Raw genomic sequence first — 19,679 nt, 5'->3', positions numbered from 1 at the left:
GCGTGAGCGGCGGCGGTCAGGACGGAACCGGGACAGGCGGCCCGACCCGGCCCGCCGTCCGGCCGATGGAGGTGCTGGCGGCCTTGTGCCTGCTCCTCCTCCCGCTGCTGGGAAGCTGGTTCGCGCAGGGCCTTGCGCCCGGTCAGCCGGTAGAGGCGAGCGCGCCAGTCGCAGGCGTCCCATCCGCGCCGCTGCCGCCGCCGGTAGAGCCTGCGATCGTCCGCGATGTACCGCCAGACACCGCGCGTGCGATCAACGCGAAAATTCCCTTTTCGACCGCCCCCAATCCGGCGGCCCGCCCGTTCTTCTTTCAGGGCGCGCCTTTGGACCGGGAGCGCGCGATCGACTGCCTCGCCGCTGCGCAATATTATGAGGCGGGCAACGACCCGGCAGGCCAGCGCGCGGTCGCGCAGGTGGTGCTCAACCGGCTGCGCCACCCGGCCTTTCCCAAAAGCGTCTGCGCGGTCGTCTTTCAGGGGGCGGAGCGGATCACCGGCTGCCAGTTCACCTTTACCTGCGACGGCGCGCTGGCGCGCACGCCCTCGCCCGCCGCATGGGCCGATGCCCGGCGGCTGGCCGCGCGCATGCTGTCGGGCGAGGTGGAGCCGCGCGTCGGCCACGCCACCCATTATCACACCGACTGGGTGGTCCCCTATTGGAGCGCGAGCCTGGAAAAGATCACCGAGGTGCACAGCCATCTCTTCTTCCGCTGGCCCGGCTGGTGGGGCACGCCCGGCGCGTTCCTGCGCCGCGTGGAAACGCGGGAGCCGGGCATCGCCCTGATCGCCGCGCTGTCCCCCGCCCATGCGGGCGGCGGCGGCGTCGCGCCATCATCCTCCGATCCCCCGCCGCCCCGCATGCTGGCCGAGGATGCCCGCACCCTCGCCACTATCCGCCCGCTCTTCGCCGCGCAGGATACAGCATCTGCCACCGCCCCGGTGCGCCTGATCGCCGCCTCGCCCGCGCAGGACGCGTTCATCGTCGAACTGCCCGACCGGATGGCCGATAGCGACTATCCGGCGGCCGCGCGCACCTTCTGCGCCGGTCGCGCCCGCTGCCGGGTGATGGGCTGGCGCGCCGGGGCCTCGCCGCCCCGCGCCTTCCCGGTGCCCCGGACGACGCTGGCGTCGATGCTGTTCAGCTATATCCACGATGCGGAAAGCGGGCTGCAACGGCTGTTGTGGAATTGCGACCTGATGCCGCAGGCCAACCCCCGCAACTGCATGCGCGAGCGTATTCCCGTCGGGCAACTGAGCCGCAGCCTCGATGACGCCTCCGTCCGCTGAGGCAGAATGGGTCAGCCGGGCCGTTCCAGCTTCATCGTCGCCTCGACCAGCCCGATAAAGCCCACCAGTTCCTCGATCGCGCCGTCGATATCGGCGCGCTGCCGCTCCAGCAGCGCGACCCGCTCGCGGCATTTGCGCAGCGTCACCTCCCGCTGGGTGACCCGCCCGTCGTCCAGGTCGTAGAGGTCGATCATCTCGCGAATGTCCGTCAGGCTGAACCCGACGCGCTTGGCCCGCAAGATCCACGCCAGCCGCGCCCGGTCGCGCAGGCTGTAGAGGCGCGCCGCGCCCTTGCGCCGGGGCGAGAGCAGCCCTTCATCCTCGTAAAAGCGCAGCGCCCGAGGCGTCACGCCGAATTCGGCCGCCAGCTCCGAAATGCTGTAGGCGTCCTGCCGATTGCCGCCCGGCAGATCGACTCGCCCAAGGTCCATGCCATTCTGATCCATGGCCTCTAGCTAGAGCATTCTGAAGGCGGCTGGAACAGCCGACGGCTCGCAGAATGCGGAAACAGGACCATCTGGAAAGCCCACGCGCCGCGTCGATTTCATGCCGCCGGGCAGAGCGCCCCGCCGCCGCGCGCCTCGGCCGCCGCCGCGACCGATGCCTCCCGCGACACGCGCGGGAAGGACACGCCCTCCAGCGATCCGCGCTCCGAGCAGAGCTTGCGGCAGGCGCTGTCGAGCGTGCCGGGCAGCAGGATGCGGTCGCCCTCATAGCGCGCAACGATCAGGCAGGCGGAGCGGGAGAAGTTCAGGATCAGCTTGTCGCCGGAGGGCTTGGCATCGCCCTGCCCGTGGCATTCGATATTCTCGCCGAAGCTCGCCTCCAGCCCGAAGCGCATCGGCTCGCCCTCCTTTCCCTTGGGCGGCGGGAGGATGCACAGGCTGTCGCGCCCGGCCTCATGACGCTGGCGGTAGAGGCCGACCGGCGAAAGCTCCTGACCGTCGGCGACCACGCCTGCCGCGAGCGCCGCCCGCTCCAGCGGATTGACACCCGTCGCCGGGGCCGGGGCCGCCCCTTGCCGCGCGGCCGGGGGCGTGCGATCGCCCTCGCCCTGCCCCTGCGGCCCGCAGGCCGTCAGCAGCCCGGCGAGCAGGAGGAGCAGCGCGCGCCGCATCTCAATCCGCGATCCGTTCCAGCCCGTCCGCGCCGACGCGGCGGTAGAAGCAGCTGCGCTCGCCGGTATGGCAGGCGGGGCCGGCCGGGCGCGCGATCACCCACAAGGCGTCCTGATCGCAATCGATCCGCATTTCCTGCACGGCGAGCACATGGCTGGAGCTTTCGCCCTTCTTCCACAGCCTGCCCCGGCTGCGCGACCAGAAATGGGCGAAGCCGCTTTCCCGCGTCATCGCCAGCGCCTGCGCATTCATATGGGCGAGCATCAGCACCTCGCCGCTGTCGGCATCGGTCACCACTGCGGTGATGAGGCCGTTGGCGTCATATTTCGGATCGAGGGCGAGGCCGGTTTCGCGTTCGTCGGACATGGGTTTCTCTTAGGATGGATGGGCGAAAGGGACAAGTTACCGCCGGAAAATCGCCGCCAGTTCGACATGGGTGGACCAGCGGAACTGGCCCACCGGCTGTACGCTGTCGAGGCGATAGCCGCCCTCGGCCAGCATCTTCGCGTCGCGCGCGAAGCTGCCCGGATTGCACGAGATATAGGCGATGGCGGGCACCTGCGAGGCGGCGAGCTGCGCCGCCTGCTCGCGCGCGCCCGCGCGCGGCGGGTCGAGCAATATCGCGTCGAAGCGGTTCAGTTCCTCCACCGTCAGCGGGCGGCGGAACAGGTCGCGATGGTCGGCGGCGACCTGCCGCTGCGCGCGGTTGGCAGCGGCCTTGAGCGAAAGGACGAGGCCGCGCGCCGCTTCCGCCGCATAGACGCGCTTGCCCTCGCCCAGCGTCAGCGCGAAAGTGCCCATGCCGCAGAACAGGTCCGCCCACACCGCCGCATCGGCCAGCGCCGGGCGCACCGCCTCGGCCAGCGCGCGCTCGCCGTCCTTTGTCGCCTGAAGGAACGCATAGGGCGGGCTGGCGACCGCGATGCCGCCGAAGCTGATCGTCACCGGCTCCGGTTCGTAGCGGGTCTGCGGCCCATAGCCGTCATCGACGGACAGCCGGGCGAGGCCGTGCCGCTGCGCGAAGCCGGTCAGCGCCTCGGCCAGTTCCAGCCCATCGGCCTCCACGCCCTCGATCAGCAGGTCGACGCCCTGATCGGCCAGCGTCATCTTCGCCTGCACCGCGCGCCGGTCGCCCAGCATCGGCGCGAGCAGCGTGCGCAGCGGCGCCAGCAGCGCGAACAGCGCCGGATCCAGCGTCTCGCACATGCTGAGGTCGACGATGCGGTGGCTGTTCTCGCTGGAAAAGCCGAGCGCCACCTTGCGCCCGAACCGCCCCGCGCGCAGCGCCGCCCGGCGGCGGGAACGCGGCGGCGAGACGATGGCGGGCAGCACGACGCCGGCCTCCACCCCCTGCCCCACCAGCGCCCCGGCGACGCGGTCGCGCACATAGGCGGCATAGCTTTCATCGTCGAGATGCTGGAGCTGGCAACCGCCGCACAGCGGATAATGGCGGCAGGGCGGGTCGGCATGATGCGGCCCGAAATCGAGGCCGCCATCGATGCGCAGCCGGTCGCCGGGCGCGCTCATCGGCACATGGCGGCCATCGGCGGTGACGCCGTCGCCCTTGGCGGCGATGCGGATGATGGTCGGCCCGTCTGCTGTGGAGATATCTGTCATAGACAGGCCTTTATCGCCGATCCGATCCCATGCAACAGATCATCGGCGATAAAGGCGGGACCGGCGCGGCGCGCGGCCTCGCCGTGCAGCCAGACGGCCTCGCAAGCGGCGCCGAACGGATCGCCCGTCACCGCCAGCCGCCCCGCGCACAGCCCGGCCAGCACGTCGCCGGTCCCGGCGGTCGAAAGCCAGCTCGGCGCGCGGTCGGCGATGGCGGCGCGGCCATCAGGCGCGGCGATCACGCTGACCGGGCCTTTCAGCACAACGACCGCGCCGGAGCGCGCGGCGGCGGCCAGCGCCCGGTCGATGGGCGTGCCTTCGGCCAGATCGGGGAAGAGGCGGACGAACTCGCCCTCATGCGGCGTCAGGATCGCGCGCGGCGGCAATGCGGGCCATGCTCCCTCGCCCAGATGCCAGAGCGCGTCGGCGTCGACCGCCATCGCCTGCCCGGCTTCCAGCGCGGCGCGCAGCTTCTGCGCCGCCGCCTCCGTCCGGCCCAGCCCCGGCCCGACCAGCAGCGCGGCGATGCGCGGATCGGTGAGCGCGTCCTCGTCGCGGGAAGAGACGCGGACGATCGCATGGGGCGCATCGACGATCGCCTGCGCGCCGACCAGCCGCACATAGCCCGCGCCCGCCCGCGCCGCCGCCTCGGCCGAGAGCGCCGCCGCCCCCGCCATAGCGCCCGCGACCACGGCGACCAGCCCGCGCCTGTATTTATGCGCGTCGTCCGCCGGGGCCGACAGGCGCGGTTTTTCGAGGCGACGGACCGCCGCGCCGGGCGTCGCCATGCCGATATCGAGGCCGATATCGAGGCAGGCCATCTGATCCCAGCACAAGGCCGCCGGGCGCAGCATATGCGCCCTTTTCCACGCGCCGAGCGACAGGCAGAGATGATAATGCGGCACCGGCGACAGGATCGCGCCGTCATCGGTGGCGATGCCGCTCGGCAGGTCCACCGCATAGACATGGTTCGCCTGTTTCGCGAGATCGCACAGCCGCCCGGCAAGCGACGCGTCCAGCTCCCGCGTCAGGCCGGTGCCGAACAGCGCATCGACCAGCTGATGGGCAGGCGCGCAGGCCATGATGTCCTCGACCGGCCCGCCCCAATCGTCCCGCGCCCGCTTCGCGCTCTCCGTCGCCGGGTCCGCCATCGCCGCCACCCGCACCGGCACGCCATGCTCGCGCAGGCGGCGGGCGATCACATAGCCGTCGCCGCCATTATTGCCCGGCCCGCACAGCACCAGCACATCGCGCTTCGCGCCGACGCGCCACACCATCTCCGCCACCGCCCGCCCGGCGCGGACCATCACGTCATATTCGGGGATGCCGGTCGCGAACAGCGCCTGTTCCGCCGCGCGCATCTCCGCCGCGGTCAGGATCGCGCCGCCGCTCATCACCGTTTCAGCGTCGCTATGGACAGGCGATAGGCGTCGCGGCCGACGCGGAAGGTCAGCATGTCGCTCGTCTGCTCGGTCACCACGAAAGGCTCGGCGCCGTCGGCGATATCCACCCGGTTGCCGTCCGCCGAAATAGCGAAGCGGCGGAAACCGCCATCGGCCTGATGGATCAGGAAAGGACGCTCTTCCCCGGCCTTGGCGGGCAGCCATTCAAGCCAGCATTTGCCCGACAGCACATCCTTCCCATGCAGGCCGCAAGGCAGGGTGATAAGGTCGTCGCGCTTTTCCAGCACCTTGGCCGGGGCCTGTTCCTGCCCGCCGCCGCCGGTCCCGCCCGCGCCGTCGCCGCCGCAGGCGGCCAGCGCCAGCGACGCGACGATCGTCAGGGCGAAACCCGAAAAAGGCCTGTGGTGCGTCATCATTCCGCCTTCCGCTGCTGCGTCGGCTCTACCCCGCCCGCAATCCTCACGCAAGCAGCGCCCGGCACCGTTCCAGCACCGGTGCGAGGATATCGGCGAAGCGTTGCTGCCCCTCCGCCGTGCCCGCTATGTCCTGACGCAGCTCTATACCGAGATAGGGGTGCCCGCCGCCCTCGGCATGGCGGTTCATCGTCGCGTTCAATAGCCGGCCCGAATAGGGCTGCTGGTCGCCGACGACCAGCCCCGCCTCCTCCAGCATCGGGATGGCGAGGCGGGCGGCGCGGTCGTCCTCATTGTAGAGCACGCCGATCTCCCACGGCCGCTGCTGCTCCGGCGCGCTTTTGAGATGCGGCGTGAAGCTGTGCAGCGACAGGAGGAACGGGCGGCCCATCGCCGAAAGATGCTGCGTCAGCGCGTCATGATAGGGGTGGTAGAAGCGGTCGATGCGGGCCTGCCGGTCGGCATTCTCATTGCCCGCGATCACATGGCCGTCGCTGTGATGGGGGATCAGCCCGCGCGCATCCTCTTCCCGGTTGAGGTCGATGACGAGCCGCGACACCCCGCCCAGTATCGCGCTGCACGACAGCCGCTCGACCAGCAGCGCCGCGACCTCCGCCACGCCGATGTCGATCGCGATATGCGTGCCCAGCAACGCCCGGTCGATGCCGAGGTCGATATCGGCGGGCACATGGGCGGACGCATGATCCGCGACGATCAGGATCGGCGCCGTGCCGCGCGACAGCAGGGTGAAGGCCTCGCTCATCGCAGCGCCCCCGTCATCGCCCACCAGCCGGGATGGGCGCGGGCGATCGCCCGCTCCGCGCCGTCGCGCGCGGCCGCATCGCCGAACAGCGCGAAGCAGGTCGCCCCCGACCCGGACATGCGGACCATCTCCGCCCCCGCCATGCCCCGCAGCGCCTCCAGCACCGCCGCGATCGGCGGGACGAGGGCAAGCGCGCCCGGTTCCAGGTCGTTGCGCCAGTTCGCCGCGTCCTCGCCCAGCGGCCCGCGATCGACGCCGTCCCACTGACGGTAGACCGGCCCCGTCGGGCACGCGATGCGCGGGTTGACCAGCAGCACCGGCCGCCCCGTCAGCGCGGCGGCACCGGCATGGGGCGCCATCTCGTCGCCAATGCCGCGCCCGATCAGCGTGCGCGAGGTGAGGCAGGCAGGCACGTCCGCGCCCAGCGCACCGATCGCGGCGGTCAGCGCCGCCTCGTCCGCGTCCAGACACCACAGCCGATTGAGCGCCCGCGCGGCGGCGGCGGCATCGGCCGATCCGCCGCCCAGCCCCGCCGCCACCGGCAGGCGCTTGTCGAGCAGGATCGCCGCGCCCTTGCCGACGCCGAAATGCGCCTGCATCGCGCGGGCGGCGCGCAGCACCAGATTGTCCCCGCCCCCATCCAGTTCCCCCGCGAACGGGCCGGTCAGGCGCAGGCTCAGCTCCGATGCGGGCGCGGCCTCCACCCGGTCGCCATCGTCGACGAAGGCGAACAGGCTTTCGATCAGATGATAGCCGTCCGCCCGGCGGGAGCGGACATGCAGCGCCAGATTGATCTTCGCAAAAGCGGTTTCGGTGGCGGTTTGGGTCGTCATGATCTCGGCGGGCGCGGTCACGGCCGGGCGGCGGCGTCCGGTCCCTTTCCGTCGAGCTTGTCGGTCAGGCGCGCGCGCATGCGCGGTGTCCGCTGATCGTCCTCGTCCAGCCCGACCAGCGCCGCCTGCCAGGCGTAGCGCGCCTCGAACCGCCGCCCCATCGCCCACAGCACGTCGCCCAGATGCTCGTTGAGTTCCGGGTTGCCCGGCTCCATCTCGACCGCATTCTGCAGCAGCGGCAGCGCCCTGGCATGCCTGCCCGCGCGGAAATAGGCCCAGCCGAGGCTGTCGATATAGGCCGGTTCGCGCGGACGGATGCGGTTCGCCTTTTCCAGCAGCTCGATCGCGCGCGGCAGGTCCTCGCCCCGGTCCGCCAGCGCATAGCCCAGATGGTTGAGCGCCACCGCGCTGTCGGGCGCCAGCTCGACCACCCGTTCCAGCAGCGGCCGCGCCTCCGCCCATTGCCCCGCCTGTTCCAGCGCGCCGCCCAGTTGCAGCAGCAGCGAGGCATCCTCCCGTCCGCCCAACGCGTCGCGCGCCCTGCCATAGGCCTGCGCCGCGCCTGCAAAATCGTCCCGCTGGGCCATCAGGTCGCCCAGCAAACGCCAGCCGCGCGCATTGCCCTCATTCTGCGCGACGAGTTGCTGCGCCCGCGCGACCGCCTCGGCCTCGCGATCCTGCGCGACCAGCGCGCGCAGCCGCATCGCCTCGGCGTCGAACCAGGCCGGGGAGGACGGCGCCACCTTCGCCGCCTCGGCTTCGGCGATCTGCGGATAATCGGCCATCAGCGCGGCGCGGGCGACGGTCACGCGCACATCGTCGCTCTGCGGGTCGGCGAAACCGGCCATGCGCGCGATGCTGAGCGTCGCAATCCCCTCGCCCTGCCCGCGCAGATCGTCCACCAGCCGGGTCAGCAGCACGCCCAGCGCATATTGGGGGGTGAAGGCGCGCTTGCGGTACAGCTTGCCCACGCGCTTCAGCGCGGCGGCGGCATCGGGTCCGGCCCATGTCGCCTCGCCTTCGGCCAGCAGCCTTTCGGCAAGGTCGCGACGGCCCAGCTTCACCAGCCGGGCGGCGATCATCGCCTGTTCTTCTGCGCCCATGTCCTCGATGCCGTCGGCGGCATCGGCATAGGCCTGATCCAGCCCGTCCCTGTCGCCGCGCGCCAGGGCCAGCAACAGCAGCTGCTCCGCCCGGTAGCGGTTGCCGAACGCGGCCGACGCATCGTCGGGCACCGGCTCCGGCGGGCTGTAGCGCTTTTGCGCCAGCGACAGCCAGCCCCGCATGAACGGCGCGAGAAAGGCGAGATTGCCCTCCGTCTCCAGCCGGTCGATCCGCGCGGCGGCCTCGTTCCATTGGCGCCGGTCGAGCGCATCGGCCAGCAGCAGCACCGACCCGTCGCGCGACAATTGCTCCGCCGCGTCGAGGAGCCGCGCCGCCGCCAGCGCGAGCGGCCGGTCCCCCGCCAGCACCGCCTGGCGATAGCCGCGCCGCGCGACGTCCACGCTGCCGGGATCGGCGGCCAACGCCTCGCGGTAGGCGGCGACCGCCCGTGGCATCGCCCGGTCGATCTCGGCCAGCCGCGCCTGCGCATAGGGATGGAGGCGCAGGATCGGGCCTTCCTCGCCATCTGCGCCATCCGCATCGTTCGCCCCATCGGCGCCAGTGTCGGAACCGGCGTCGATCCCCGTTTCGGACCGGATGTCCGCATCCGGGGCGGCTTGCCCTTCCTGCGCGAACGCCGGGGCAGGCAGCATGAACGCACCCCAGAGCAGGGCGAGACAGGCCGCCATGTCCATCACCGCGCCGGGCGCGCGAGGGCGTTTACATATTGGGATAATTGGGCCCTCCGCCGCCTTCAGGGGTGACCCAGTTGATGTTCTGGGTCGGATCCTTGATATCGCAGGTCTTGCAGTGGACGCAATTCTGGGCGTTGATCTGGAAGCGGGGCGTGCCCTCCTCCTGCCCGACCACCTCATAGACGCCCGCCGGGCAATAGCGCTGCGCCGGTTCGTCGTAGAGCGGCAGGTTGTAGCTGATCGGAATGTCCGGGTCCTTCAGCTGGAGATGGCAGGGCTGGTCCTCCTCATGATTGGTGTTCGACAGGAACACCGAGGACAGCCGGTCGAAGCTGATGACGCCGTCGGGCTTCGGATAGTCGATCTTGCGGCAATGCTCCTTGCGCCACAGCTTGGTGTGGTCGGGCTTGTGCTTCATCGTGATCGGCAGGCCGATCTTCAGCACCCGCATCCACATGTCGATGCCCGCCAGCAGCGTGCCGAGCGTCGCGCCATATTTGGACACCGCCGGTTCGGCATTCTTGACCAGCTTCAGCTCGTCGGCAATCCAGCTCGACCGCACCGCCGCGCCATAGTCGCTCAGCTCATCCCCGGCCCGGTCGGCCACGATCGCCGCGAAGGCCGCGTCGGCCGCCAGCATGCCGGATTTCATCGCCGTATGCGTGCCCTTGATGCGCGGCACGTTGACGAAGCCCGCCGAGCAGCCGATCAGCGCGCCGCCGGGGAATTCCAGCTTCGGCACCGACTGCCAGCCGCCCTCGTTGATCGCCCGCGCGCCATAGGAGACGCGGCGGCCGCCTTCGAGATATTTGCGGATTTCCGGGTGCTGCTTCCAGCGCTGGAATTCCTCGAACGGGAAAAGATAGGGGTTCTTGTAGGAAAGCCCCACGACGAAGCCCAGCGCCACCTGCCCATTGGCCTGATGATAGAGGAAGCCGCCGCCATAGGCATCGGTCAGCGGCCAGCCCTGGGTGTGGATGACGAGGCCCGGCTGATGCAGGGCCGGGTCGATGTCCCACAGCTCCTTCATGCCCAGGCCATAGACCTGCGGCTCGCAATCCGCCTCCAGATCGTAGCGGGCCTTGAGCTGCTTGGTCAGGTGGCCGCGCGCGCCCTCGGCGAAGAAGGTATAGCGCGCGTGCAGCTCCATGCCCGGCTGATAGTCGCCCTTGTGGCTGCCGTCGCGGGCGACGCCCATGTCGCCGGTCGCCACGCCCTTGACCGAGCCGTCCTCGTTATACAGCACCTCGGCCGCCGGGAAGCCGGGGAAGATTTCCACGCCCAGCCCCTCGGCCTGCTCGGCCAGCCAGCGGCACAGATTGCCCAGCGAGCCGGTATAGGTGCCCTTGTTGTGCATGAAGCCGGGGGTGAAGAGATGGGGCATCGGGAATTTGCCCTTCTCGCTCAATATCCAGTGCTGGTTGTCGGTCACCGGAACCTCGGCGAGGCTGCATCCCATGTCGCGCCAGTCGGGCAGCAGCTCGTCCAGCGCGCGCGGATCGATCACCGCGCCGGACAGGATGTGCGCGCCGATTTCCGACCCCTTTTCCAATATGCACACCGAAAGCTCGCGCCCGGCCGTCTCGGCCAGCTGTTTCAGGCGAATCGCCGCCGACAGGCCGGATGGCCCCCCGCCGACTATGACGACATCATAGGTCATGGATTCGCGTGCGGTCATGTTCTTCTCCCACCGGTCATGCGCATAGTGTTTCTAGTGCTCCGGTTGGCGTGCAGTTCCAACGTTTCGACAATTGGCGCGATGACCCGTCTTGACGGCTTCGTCAAGACGTGGCCCAAGCATTTGATGCACGAGGGGCAATTCACCGATACCGGATTCGTTCGGGCGCAGCTTGACGGGCTGCTTTCCTGGTGGGCGACCGCCGGGGTCGACGGCGCGGTGAGCGAGGACAGCGTCGACTGGCTGCGCCCGCCGCCTCCGCGCGCGGCGCGCGCAATGCCGCAGGAACGCGCCTCTCCGCCGCAGGGCGCCGCCCGTCCCGAGGGCGTCGCGACGCCGCCGATGCCTGCCGCCGTGTGGCCGGACAACATGGCCGATTTCCGCGCCTGGCTGGCGCAGGCGCCCGATCTGCCCGAAGGCCGCTGGCCGGGGCGCCGCTTCCTGCCCATCGGGTCGGACGCCGCGCCGCGCCTGATGATCGTGCTCGCCGCGCCCGAAGCCGACGACGCGCCGGTGGAGGCGCAGCATATGCGCCTGCTCGACGCCATGCTGCGCGCGGCCGGGCTCCGCCTTGACGATTGCCACATCGCCACGCTCAGCCTGACCGCGCCGCCCGGCGGCAGGCTGGAGGCCGATGTGATCGCGCCGCTGCTGCGGCGGATGCGGCATCATATCGGGCTGGTCGCGCCGCAGCGGCTGATGCTGGTCGGCGATCAGACGAACCGTGCCTTTGCACCGACGAACGGTATGGAAAATAACGAGAATTTACCCTTTGTTAACCATATGGGCGGCATTGTGCCCTGTATTTCGATTCTTCATCCACGCCTGATCGTGGGGCAGCCGTCCGCCAAGGCGGAGGTCTGGAAATCATTGCGAAGCTTGTTCGGGGGCCGGGAACTTTGAGACATTTTCTGTTTGCTGTCAGCGCCGGTGCCCTTGCCCTGCACGCGGGCGGCGCGCGCGCGGAAGGCCCCTCCCTCACGCTCGACCTTTCGACGGACGGCACCAGCCCCACCGCCGCCCAACCCACACGCGCGCCCGACACGGCGAGCGCGCAGCAGGCCGTCCAGCCGCTGCGCGGCAAGGATGCCTATCGCGCCTTTTTCGGCGCGCTGCGCGCCTCCAACTGGACGGAGGCAAGGGCCCGCGCGATGCAGATGGACAGGGACGATCCCGTCCGCGCCGTCGCCCTTTCCGAACTCTATACCGCGAAGGATTCGCCGAAGGTCGAGCTGTTCGAACTGCTGGACCTGCTCAACCGCGCCAACTGGCTGCCCGATGCCGACCAGCTCGGCAAGCTGGCGAAGAAGCGCGGGGCGGAAATCCTGCCCGAAGGCCCGCAGGTGCAGAAGCTCGTCTATCTGGGCTCCGCGCCGCGCCGCCGCTATCTGCCCACGACGAAGCAGGATGCCGCCGCGCAGATGCTGGTCGGGCAGATCCAGCCCTATATCAACCGCGACGACCCGGCGGGCGCGGAATCGCTGATCGGCTCCGCCGAATCGCAGCTGTCGCCCGACGGCCTCGCCGAGGCGCGCCAGCGCGTCGCCTGGTCCTATTATATCGAGAATGACGACGCCAACGCCCGCCGCCTCGCGACGCGGGTGCTGGAAACCGGATCGACCAACGACTGGTCGGTGCAGGCATATTGGACGATCGGCCTGGCCGCATGGCGCCAGAACGACCCCGCCGCCGCCGCTCCGGCGTTCGAGCAGGTATCCCGCCGCGCCTCCAATGACGATATGCGCGCCGCCGGTGCCTATTGGGCGGCGCGCGCATGGATGAACGCGGGCCAGCCCGTGAAGGTCGCCGCGCTGATGAAGATGGCCGCCGCCCGCACCGACACTTTCTACGGCATGCTGGCGCGCGAGACGCTCGGCATGGCCGACACGCGCCCGGCCGCGCCCGCCCCCGGCGCCGAGGCCGCCGTCAAGAAGCTGGGCCGCGCGCCGACCATCCGCGCCGCGCTGGCGCTGCACGAGATCGGCGAGGACGGGCTGGCCGACGAACTGCTGCGCCGTCAGGCGGAACTGGGCGGCGCGGAGGATTATGACGCGCTGCTTGCGCTGTCCGAATCGCTCGACCTGCCGGCGACCCAGCTGTGGCTGGCGCAGCGCGGCCCGGCGGGCAGGCAGGCGGACCGCTACGCCCATTTCCCGCGCCCGAACTGGAAACCCGACGGCGGCTGGCGCGTCGACCCGGCGCTGGTCTTCGCCCATGCGTTGCAGGAATCGAACTTCCGCACCGACGCGGTCAGCCCGGCGGGCGCCCGCGGGCTGATGCAGGTGATGCCCGGCACCGCGCGCGACATGGCGGGCGGCGCGGTCAGCGCGAGCCAGCTCTCCACCCCCTCGACCAACATGGAATATGGCCAGCGCTATCTGGAGCAATTGCGCGACATGAGCGCGACCGGCGGCCTGCTGCCCAAGGTGATGGCCGCCTATAATGCCGGGCCCGCCCCGGTCGCGCGCTGGAACAGCGAAGTGAGGGACGGCGGCGACCCGCTGCTGTTCATCGAATCGCTGCCCTATTACGAAACCCGCGCCTATGTGAACATCGTGATGCGCAACTACTGGGTCTACCAGCAGCGCGACACCGGCAAGGCGGAGGCGCTGACGGCGATGGCACAGGGCCGCTGGCCGGTCTTCCCCACCATGCGCGGCGGCAAGACGGTGCAGATGAGCTACCGGATCGAACGCTGACCGTCCGCGCGGCCGCCCCCTCATGCCGATAGACGAGAGCATCCCCTTCACCCCGGTCCAGATCGCGATCCTGACCGTGTCGGACAGCCGCACGCCCGCGACCGACAAGTCCGGCGACGCGCTGGCGGAGCGGATCGTCGCGGCCGGCCACATTCTCGCCGCCCGCGCGATCGAGATCGACGAGCGCGAGCATATCGTCGCCCGCCTGCACGGCTGGATCGACGACCCGGCGATCGACTGCATCATCACCACCGGCGGCACCGGGGTGACCGGGCGCGACGTGACGCCCGAGGCGCTGGCGCAGGTGCAGGACAAGGAGATTCCCGGCTTCGGCGAGCTGTTCCGCTGGCTCAGCTATGCGACGATCGGCACCTCGACCATCCAGTCGCGCGCCTGCGCCTGCGTTGCGCGCGGCACCTATATCTTCGCGCTGCCGGGCAGCACCGGCGCGGTGAAGGACGGCTGGGACGGCATCCTCGCCACCCAGCTCGACAATCGCCATCGCCCCTGCAATTTCGTCGAACTGATGCCGCGCCTGCGGGAAGGGTGAGCGGGCGCAGGCGGTCGTCATCCATGCGGCGATGCATGGCCGTCATGCGCGGATAGGCGCCTTTCGGCCGCCCGGTCTCTCTGGACCCAGCCGGGGCCAGCCCCTATCTTGCGGGCATGAAACAACCGGCATTCTATATTCCGCATGGCGGCGGCCCCTGCTTCTTCCTCAACCCGGACGGCAGTTGCCCACCGATGTGGGAGGCGATGCGCGATTTTCTGGCGGGGATTATCCCGTCCCTGCCCGAACGCCCGCGCGCGATCCTCATCCTTTCCGCCCACTGGATCGCGCCGCGCTTTTCGGTGCTGACGGCGCCGCAGCCCGATCTGCTGTTCGACTATTACGGCTTCCCGCCGCACACCTATGAACTGCGCTGGGACGCGCCCAATGATCTGGCGCTGGCCCATCGCGCCGCCGCGCTGCTGCAAGCGGCGGGGTTCGAAACCGGGGAGGACGCGGCGCGCGGCTGGGACCATGGGGTTTTCGTGCCGATGAAGGTCGCCGTGCCCGGCGCTGACATTCCGGTCGCGCAGCTTTCGCTGCTCGCGCCGGATCGCGGCGAGGATTTCGACGCCGCGCTCCATACCCGCGCCGGGCAGGCGCTCGCCCCGTTGCGCGAGGAAGGCGTGCTGATCGTCGGATCGGGCATGAGCTTCCACAATATGCGCCTGCGCGACGGATCGGCGCTGGCCCATGCCGAAGCCTTCGACGCGGCGCTGGCCGAGGCGGTGAGCGATCCCGACCCCGGCCGCCGCGACGCCGCGCTCGCTTCATGGGCCGATTTGCCGATGGCGCGCATCGCCCATCCGCCGGGTGGTGAAGAGCATCTGATCCCGCTGATGGTCGCGGCCGGGGCGGCGGGCGGCGACCGGGGCGTCCCGGTGTTTCGCGACAAGGTGATCGGCTGGACGGTCTCCGCCTTCCGCTTCGGCTGAAGTCCGGCATGGCCGCCGCCTCACCGGTCCCGCTGGCGATCCCGTTACCTGGGGCCGACCTGCTCTATTGGCCCGATCCCGATCCGGGGGAGGACGAGCAACGCCTGTTCGCCCGGCTGCGCGACGGCATAGGCTGGCGGCAGGAAAGCATCACGCTGTTCGGCAAGACGCATTTGCAGCCGCGCCTCATCTGCTGGATGGGCGACCCCGGCTGCCGCTATCGCTATTCGGGCACGCTCTGGGATCCGCAACCATGGCATCCACTGGTCGCGGCACTGCGCGACCGCATCGAGGCGCTGAGCGGCGCGCGCTTCAACAGCGTGCTGCTCAATCTCTATCGCGACGGGCGGGACGGCATGGGCTTTCATGCCGACGACGAGCCGGAACTGGGCCCGCGCCCGGTCATCGCTTCGCTCAGCCTCGGCGCCGAGCGCGTGATGCACTTCCGCCATCGCCACGATCGCGGCGCACCGACCTTCCGCCTGCCGCTCGCGGGCGGCAGCCTGCTGCTGATGCGCGGGGACACGCAGGCGAACTGGAAACATGCGATCCCGAAACGGGGGCGCCCGACAGGGCCGCGCATCAACCTGACCTTCCGGCGGATCAGGCAGGCTTGAGGCGGCTGAGGGTTTGAAAGCCTTGCGAGCAGGTTAGGTAGACGTCCGCGCTTGGCTGATGGAAAACATCAGAAATCCGTTCGGGCTGAGCCTGTCGACCCGTTGGGCTTTGCCCGCCCTACGGGTCGACAAGCTCAGGACAAAAGGAGGTTAGAAGCCACTCTCAACCTTTTCTTCCCCGCCATGCCAGCACAGGCTGGCATCTGCGGAGATGGCGTGCGACACGGCCTGCGACCCCGGCCTGCGCTGGGGGGAGAAAGTCGGTTCTCTAAAAAGAAGCGGCCTCGCCGACCGCCACGACCGGCGGCGCGGACGGCGCGGTTTCGGCCCGCACGCCGCCGGAGGACAGCGCCACCGTCGCCGCCAGTCCGACGGCAAAGCCCGCCAGAAAGCGGCGGAACCAGTCCGCGGTCAGCATTTTTCCGATAGCCTTGATTCTCAACGTCCGTCTCTTCGCTGCCCCGACTCCCGGAACTGGGAAAGGGGATGCCGCGCTTATCCCGCGCAGCTGCTTACCAGAGCATGAATATGCACGGTTTCGGCGCACAAGCTGCCCCGAAACCGCGATGAAACGCCCGGCAAATGCCGCTTATTTGAGGGCGGCGCAGGCTTCCTGGATGCGGGTGCACGCCTTGCGCAGCACTTCCTCCGACGTCGCATAGCTGATGCGGAACGCAGGCGAGAGGCCGAAGGCGCCGCCATGCACGGCCGCGACGCCGTAATCGTCGAGGAAATAGTTGATGAGGTCCTCGTCGGTCACGATTTTCTGCCCCTTGGGGGTGGTCTTGCCCATCACGCCGCTGGCGTCGGGATAGACGTAGAACGCGCCCTCCGGCACCGGGCAATCGAGGCCCGGCGCGTCGTTCAGCATCGCGACGACCATGTCGCGGCGCTTCTTGAACGCAACGTTGCGCTCTTCGAGGAAGCTCTGGTCGCCGTTCAGCGCGGCCACAGCCGCCGCCTGGCTGATCGAGCAGGGGTTGGAGGTCGACTGCGACTGCAACTTGCGCATCGCGTTGATAATCCACACCGGGCCGCCCGCAAAGCCGATGCGCCAGCCGGTCATCGCGAACGCCTTCGAACAGCCGTTGACCGTCAGCGTGCGATCGTACAGGTCCGGGCACACCTGCGCGATGGTCGCGAAGGGCGTCGGCGCGTACCAGACATGCTCATACATGTCGTCGGTCAGCACCAGCACATGCGGATGGCGCAGCAGCACCTCGCCCAGCTCCTTCAGCTCGTCGGCGCTATAGGCCGCGCCCGAAGGGTTGGAGGGCGAGTTCAGCAGCACCCATTTGGTGCGCGGGGTGATCGCCGCCTCCAGCTGCGCGGCGGTGATCTTGTAGCCCTGGCTCGCCGGGCCTTCGATGAACACCGGCGTGCCGCCCGCGAAGTTGACGATATCGGGATAGCTGACCCAATAGGGCGCGGGAATGATCACCTCGTCGCCCTGCTCGACCGTCGCCACCAGCGCGTTGAACAGCGTGTGCTTGCCGCCCGCGTTGATGCTGATCTGGCTGCGCTCATAGACGAGGCCGTTGTCGCGCTTGAACTTGCCCGCGACCGCTTCCTTCAGTTCGGCTGTGCCGTCGACGTCGGTATATTTGGTCTGCCCCGCGCGGATCGCGGCGATCGCGGCTTCCTTGACGAAATCGGGCGTGTCGAAATCCGGCTCGCCCGCCGACAGGCCGATCACGTCCACCCCCTGACGTTTCAGCTCGATCACCCGACCGGTCATCGCCAGGGTGGCGGACGGCTGGATGCGGCCCAATGCGGCAGAGGTCTTGGTCATGAGGAACTTTCCTTACGAGTCCGGTGGAGAATCATGGGCGCCTTAGCCCAGCCCAATGCCAAGAGCAACCGCGCACCGGCCCGGCGACGGGGAAGCGACCGATCAGCGCAACAGCCGTGCCGCCGTCATCCCGCGTGCCGCATTGCCGATGAAAAAGCCGTGGTCGAGATCAAACGGGCGCAGGTCCCCTTCCACCGCCTCGCCGCAGGCGAGCAGGCTGGCGCGGAGCACGCCCGGCAACAGGCCGCGCGACAGCGGCGGCGTCACCAGCTTGTCGCCGCGCTCCACGAAGATGTTGGAAAAGCAGCCCTCGGTCAGGAACCCCGCCTCGTCGGTCATCACCACCTCGAAGGTGCCGCCTTGCGCCAGCGCGTCGCGATAGAATTGGCGGTCGGTGGTCTTGTGGCGCAGCCGCCAGTCGTCGGCGGGCACGGGGCGCGGCACCGCGCGCACCTTCATCACCGCATCGGGCCAGCTTTCATGCGGCCGCAGCTCGATCGCCAGCGCGCCCGAACGCGACACCATCATCCGCACCTTCGCCCGGTGCCGCACATGAAAGGTCGCCGCCTGCAATTCGTTGCGCGCGCCGTGCCGGTCGAACGCGAAGCCCAGCGCGTCCGCGCTGCCCTTCAGCCGCTCAAGATGGAATTCGAGCAGCGGCATGCCCTCGGACGGATCGAAGGATATGGTTTCGATGAGGTCGAACCCCGCCATCTCACCTTCGCTCATCGGCCCTCCCTGCCTGCGGGGAGGAGAGGAAACGTCCCTTGTCCAGACATTCATGCCATTCGTCCGCCGCCACCGAATCCGCAACCAGCCCGGAACCGAGGCCGATCACACCGTCATCCTCGCCATTTTTCACGGAAATGGTGCGTATGGCAACATTGAACAGCGCATCCCCCCGCGCATCGATATAGCCGATCGATCCGGTATAGGGCCCGCGCGGATGGCCTTCGGTCGCGTGGATGATCTCCATCGCCCGGATTTTCGGCGCGCCGGTGATGGAGCCGCAGGGAAACAGCGCCTCCAGCGCGTCCACCGCATCCAGCCCCCCGGCCAGCCGCCCGGTGACGGTCGACACCATCTGGTGCACCGTCGGATAGCTTTCCACGGTGAAGAGATGCGGCACCTGCACGCTGCCCGGCTCGGCGATGCGCGAGAGGTCGTTGCGCAGCAGGTCGACGATCATCAGGTTCTCCGCCCGCTGCTTGGGGTCGCCCGCCAGCTCCCGCGCCTGGGCGGCATCCCGCGCCGGGTCCGGATCGCGCAGCGCGGTGCCCTTCATCGGCCGCGTCGTCAGATCCCGCCCGTCGAGCGCGAAGAACAGTTCGGGCGAGAAACTGAGCAGCCAATGGTCGCCGGTAAAGACCAGCGCCCCGTGCCCGGCCGCCGCCCTCGGCCGGATCGTGCGATAGAAGGACAGCGGATCGCCGCCCACCCTGACCGTGCAGGGAAAGGTGAAATTGGCCTGATAAATGTCCCCGGCGACGATCGCCTCGCGCACCGCCGCGAAGGCGGCCTCATAGTCGGACCGGGCGATGACCGGCTCCGGCGTCGCGAAAGCCGTCTCGCGCCCGCCCGCCGCCTCCAGCAGTTCACCAGCGTCCACCTGCTCGCCGCGTGCGAACAGCCCGAACCAGAGCAGCGGGGGGTCGCCTGCGCGCCGGCGCGGATCGATGCGCCGCAGCCTTTCCTCCAGCGCCAGCCCGGCCTCGTAGGAGAGAAAGCCGGCCACGTGCAGCCCTTCCGCCCGCGCGGTGCGCAGCCGCAGGAGCGCGGGCCGCACCTCGTCCATCGTCCGCGCGACGACCTGTCCGACCGGATCATGGTAGAGCATCGCCCGACGCCCGCCCCCCGGCCGGGCATCGTCGATCAGCACGAACGGAACGGACCCTGTCAGACGACTCATGGCCGCCCTATCGCAGCAAGCCGCGCCAAGGGCCACTTTTTTGTTGGGGCTATGGGGCCGAAGCCGACGCGGCCAGCCAGGCAGAGATGATTACGCGGAGGCGTGGAGATAAGGCTCGCGAAGCATTGTTCCTCATGCGGGCGGCAGGGCCGAGGCGAAACGGGCACAAGGAGCCTGCGGCTCGATCCCTCTCCCCGTCTCCGCGCCTCCGCGTGAACTTATTTGCTCCCTGCGTCATGCCAGCGCAGGCTGGCATCTGGGAAGGCG

20 protein-coding genes are annotated in these 19,679 nt (G+C 69.5%); 6 read left to right on the top strand and 14 right to left on the bottom strand.

What is annotated here, in order from left to right; translation table 11 throughout:
* The first annotated feature begins 2 nt into the window (after positions 1 to 2).
* Positions 3 to 1,286 carry a cell wall hydrolase gene (locus GGR43_RS05580; RefSeq protein WP_188070971.1) on the top strand — a complete coding sequence of 428 codons (1,284 nt, stop codon included), beginning with the start codon at positions 3 to 5 and terminating at the stop codon, positions 1,284 to 1,286.
* Between the two features lie 11 nt (positions 1,287 to 1,297).
* Here GGR43_RS05580 and GGR43_RS05575 read toward each other — a convergent pair whose 3' ends face one another.
* The 10 genes from GGR43_RS05575 to GGR43_RS05530 all read right to left on the bottom strand — a co-directional run bounded on the left by GGR43_RS05575 (position 1,298) and on the right by GGR43_RS05530 (position 10,910).
* Positions 1,298 to 1,717, bottom strand: coding sequence for a MerR family transcriptional regulator (locus GGR43_RS05575; protein WP_188070970.1), 420 nt, complete (start codon positions 1,715 to 1,717; stop codon positions 1,298 to 1,300).
* A 113-nt stretch (positions 1,718 to 1,830) separates the two neighbouring features.
* Positions 1,831 to 2,403: a hypothetical protein gene (locus GGR43_RS05570; protein ID WP_188070969.1), complete on the bottom strand. Its 573-nt coding sequence runs from the start codon at positions 2,401 to 2,403 to the stop codon at positions 1,831 to 1,833.
* Between the two features lies 1 nt (position 2,404).
* Entirely contained in the window at positions 2,405 to 2,770 is a 366-nt protein-coding gene (hisI, locus tag GGR43_RS05565; RefSeq protein ID WP_188070968.1) for a phosphoribosyl-AMP cyclohydrolase, read from the bottom strand.
* Positions 2,771 to 2,806: 36 nt separating this feature from the next.
* Positions 2,807 to 4,021 (bottom strand): class I SAM-dependent RNA methyltransferase, encoded by a 1,215-nt coding sequence (locus GGR43_RS05560; RefSeq protein WP_188070967.1) that lies wholly within the window; start codon positions 4,019 to 4,021, stop codon positions 2,807 to 2,809.
* Positions 4,018 to 5,415 carry an NAD(P)H-hydrate dehydratase gene (locus tag GGR43_RS05555; protein WP_188070966.1) on the bottom strand — a complete coding sequence of 466 codons (1,398 nt, stop codon included), beginning with the start codon at positions 5,413 to 5,415 and terminating at the stop codon, positions 4,018 to 4,020. Before GGR43_RS05555 ends, GGR43_RS05560 begins: the two co-directional genes overlap by 4 nt.
* Positions 5,415 to 5,840, bottom strand: a complete 426-nt coding sequence (locus GGR43_RS05550; protein ID WP_188070965.1) for a hypothetical protein — start codon at positions 5,838 to 5,840, stop codon at positions 5,415 to 5,417. Before GGR43_RS05550 ends, GGR43_RS05555 begins: the two co-directional genes overlap by 1 nt.
* 43 nt (positions 5,841 to 5,883) lie before the next feature.
* Entirely contained in the window at positions 5,884 to 6,600 is a 717-nt protein-coding gene (locus GGR43_RS05545) for an N-formylglutamate amidohydrolase (protein WP_188070964.1), read from the bottom strand.
* Complete coding sequence (locus tag GGR43_RS05540; RefSeq protein ID WP_188071185.1) at positions 6,597 to 7,433, bottom strand: 4-(cytidine 5'-diphospho)-2-C-methyl-D-erythritol kinase; 837 nt, start codon at positions 7,431 to 7,433, stop codon at positions 6,597 to 6,599. The genes GGR43_RS05545 and GGR43_RS05540 overlap by 4 nt, the downstream gene beginning before the upstream one ends.
* Before the next feature lie 17 nt (positions 7,434 to 7,450).
* Positions 7,451 to 9,226, bottom strand: coding sequence for a tetratricopeptide repeat protein (locus GGR43_RS05535; RefSeq protein ID WP_223177305.1), 1,776 nt, complete (start codon positions 9,224 to 9,226; stop codon positions 7,451 to 7,453).
* Positions 9,227 to 9,257: 31 nt separating this feature from the next.
* Positions 9,258 to 10,910 carry an electron transfer flavoprotein-ubiquinone oxidoreductase gene (locus GGR43_RS05530; protein WP_188070962.1) on the bottom strand — a complete coding sequence of 551 codons (1,653 nt, stop codon included), beginning with the start codon at positions 10,908 to 10,910 and terminating at the stop codon, positions 9,258 to 9,260.
* An 81-nt stretch (positions 10,911 to 10,991) separates the two neighbouring features.
* On the opposite strand from GGR43_RS05530, the gene GGR43_RS05525 reads away from it, so the two are divergent.
* The 5 genes from GGR43_RS05525 to GGR43_RS05505 all read left to right on the top strand — a co-directional run bounded on the left by GGR43_RS05525 (position 10,992) and on the right by GGR43_RS05505 (position 15,711).
* Positions 10,992 to 11,813, top strand: coding sequence for a uracil-DNA glycosylase family protein (locus GGR43_RS05525; RefSeq protein WP_188070961.1), 822 nt, complete (start codon positions 10,992 to 10,994; stop codon positions 11,811 to 11,813).
* Complete coding sequence (locus tag GGR43_RS05520) at positions 11,810 to 13,609, top strand: lytic transglycosylase domain-containing protein (RefSeq protein ID WP_246343358.1); 1,800 nt, start codon at positions 11,810 to 11,812, stop codon at positions 13,607 to 13,609. Before GGR43_RS05525 ends, GGR43_RS05520 begins: the two co-directional genes overlap by 4 nt.
* A 22-nt stretch (positions 13,610 to 13,631) precedes the next feature.
* Positions 13,632 to 14,159 carry a molybdenum cofactor biosynthesis protein B gene (gene moaB / locus GGR43_RS05515; RefSeq protein WP_188070960.1) on the top strand — a complete coding sequence of 176 codons (528 nt, stop codon included), beginning with the start codon at positions 13,632 to 13,634 and terminating at the stop codon, positions 14,157 to 14,159.
* A 116-nt stretch (positions 14,160 to 14,275) separates the two neighbouring features.
* Positions 14,276 to 15,094 carry a DODA-type extradiol aromatic ring-opening family dioxygenase gene (locus tag GGR43_RS05510; protein ID WP_188070959.1) on the top strand — a complete coding sequence of 273 codons (819 nt, stop codon included), beginning with the start codon at positions 14,276 to 14,278 and terminating at the stop codon, positions 15,092 to 15,094.
* An 8-nt stretch (positions 15,095 to 15,102) separates the two neighbouring features.
* On the top strand, positions 15,103 to 15,711 hold the full coding sequence (locus GGR43_RS05505; RefSeq protein WP_188070958.1) for an alpha-ketoglutarate-dependent dioxygenase AlkB family protein: 609 nt from the start codon (positions 15,103 to 15,105) through the stop codon (positions 15,709 to 15,711).
* 268 nt (positions 15,712 to 15,979) lie between these two features.
* Here GGR43_RS05505 and GGR43_RS05500 read toward each other — a convergent pair whose 3' ends face one another.
* The 4 genes from GGR43_RS05500 to pabB form a co-directional block, all read right to left on the bottom strand.
* The gene (locus tag GGR43_RS05500) at positions 15,980 to 16,129 is read right to left on the bottom strand and encodes a hypothetical protein (RefSeq protein WP_188070957.1); all 150 of its coding nucleotides are present in this window, start codon (positions 16,127 to 16,129) and stop codon (positions 15,980 to 15,982) included.
* 171 nt (positions 16,130 to 16,300) lie between these two features.
* Complete coding sequence (locus GGR43_RS05495; protein WP_188070956.1) at positions 16,301 to 17,503, bottom strand: pyridoxal phosphate-dependent aminotransferase; 1,203 nt, start codon at positions 17,501 to 17,503, stop codon at positions 16,301 to 16,303.
* Between the two features lie 102 nt (positions 17,504 to 17,605).
* Entirely contained in the window at positions 17,606 to 18,232 is a 627-nt protein-coding gene (locus GGR43_RS05490) for an aminotransferase class IV (protein WP_188070955.1), read from the bottom strand.
* Positions 18,219 to 19,412 carry an aminodeoxychorismate synthase component I gene (gene pabB, locus GGR43_RS05485; protein ID WP_188070954.1) on the bottom strand — a complete coding sequence of 398 codons (1,194 nt, stop codon included), beginning with the start codon at positions 19,410 to 19,412 and terminating at the stop codon, positions 18,219 to 18,221. The genes GGR43_RS05490 and pabB overlap by 14 nt, the downstream gene beginning before the upstream one ends.
* Between the last annotated feature and the right edge of the window lie 267 nt (positions 19,413 to 19,679).

The organism is Sphingobium jiangsuense, assembly GCF_014196495.1.
Classification (GTDB): Bacteria; Pseudomonadota; Alphaproteobacteria; order Sphingomonadales; family Sphingomonadaceae; genus Sphingobium; species Sphingobium jiangsuense.
Note: the sequence above shows the minus strand (reverse complement) of the source record. Positions and strands in the feature narration are given on the sequence as shown.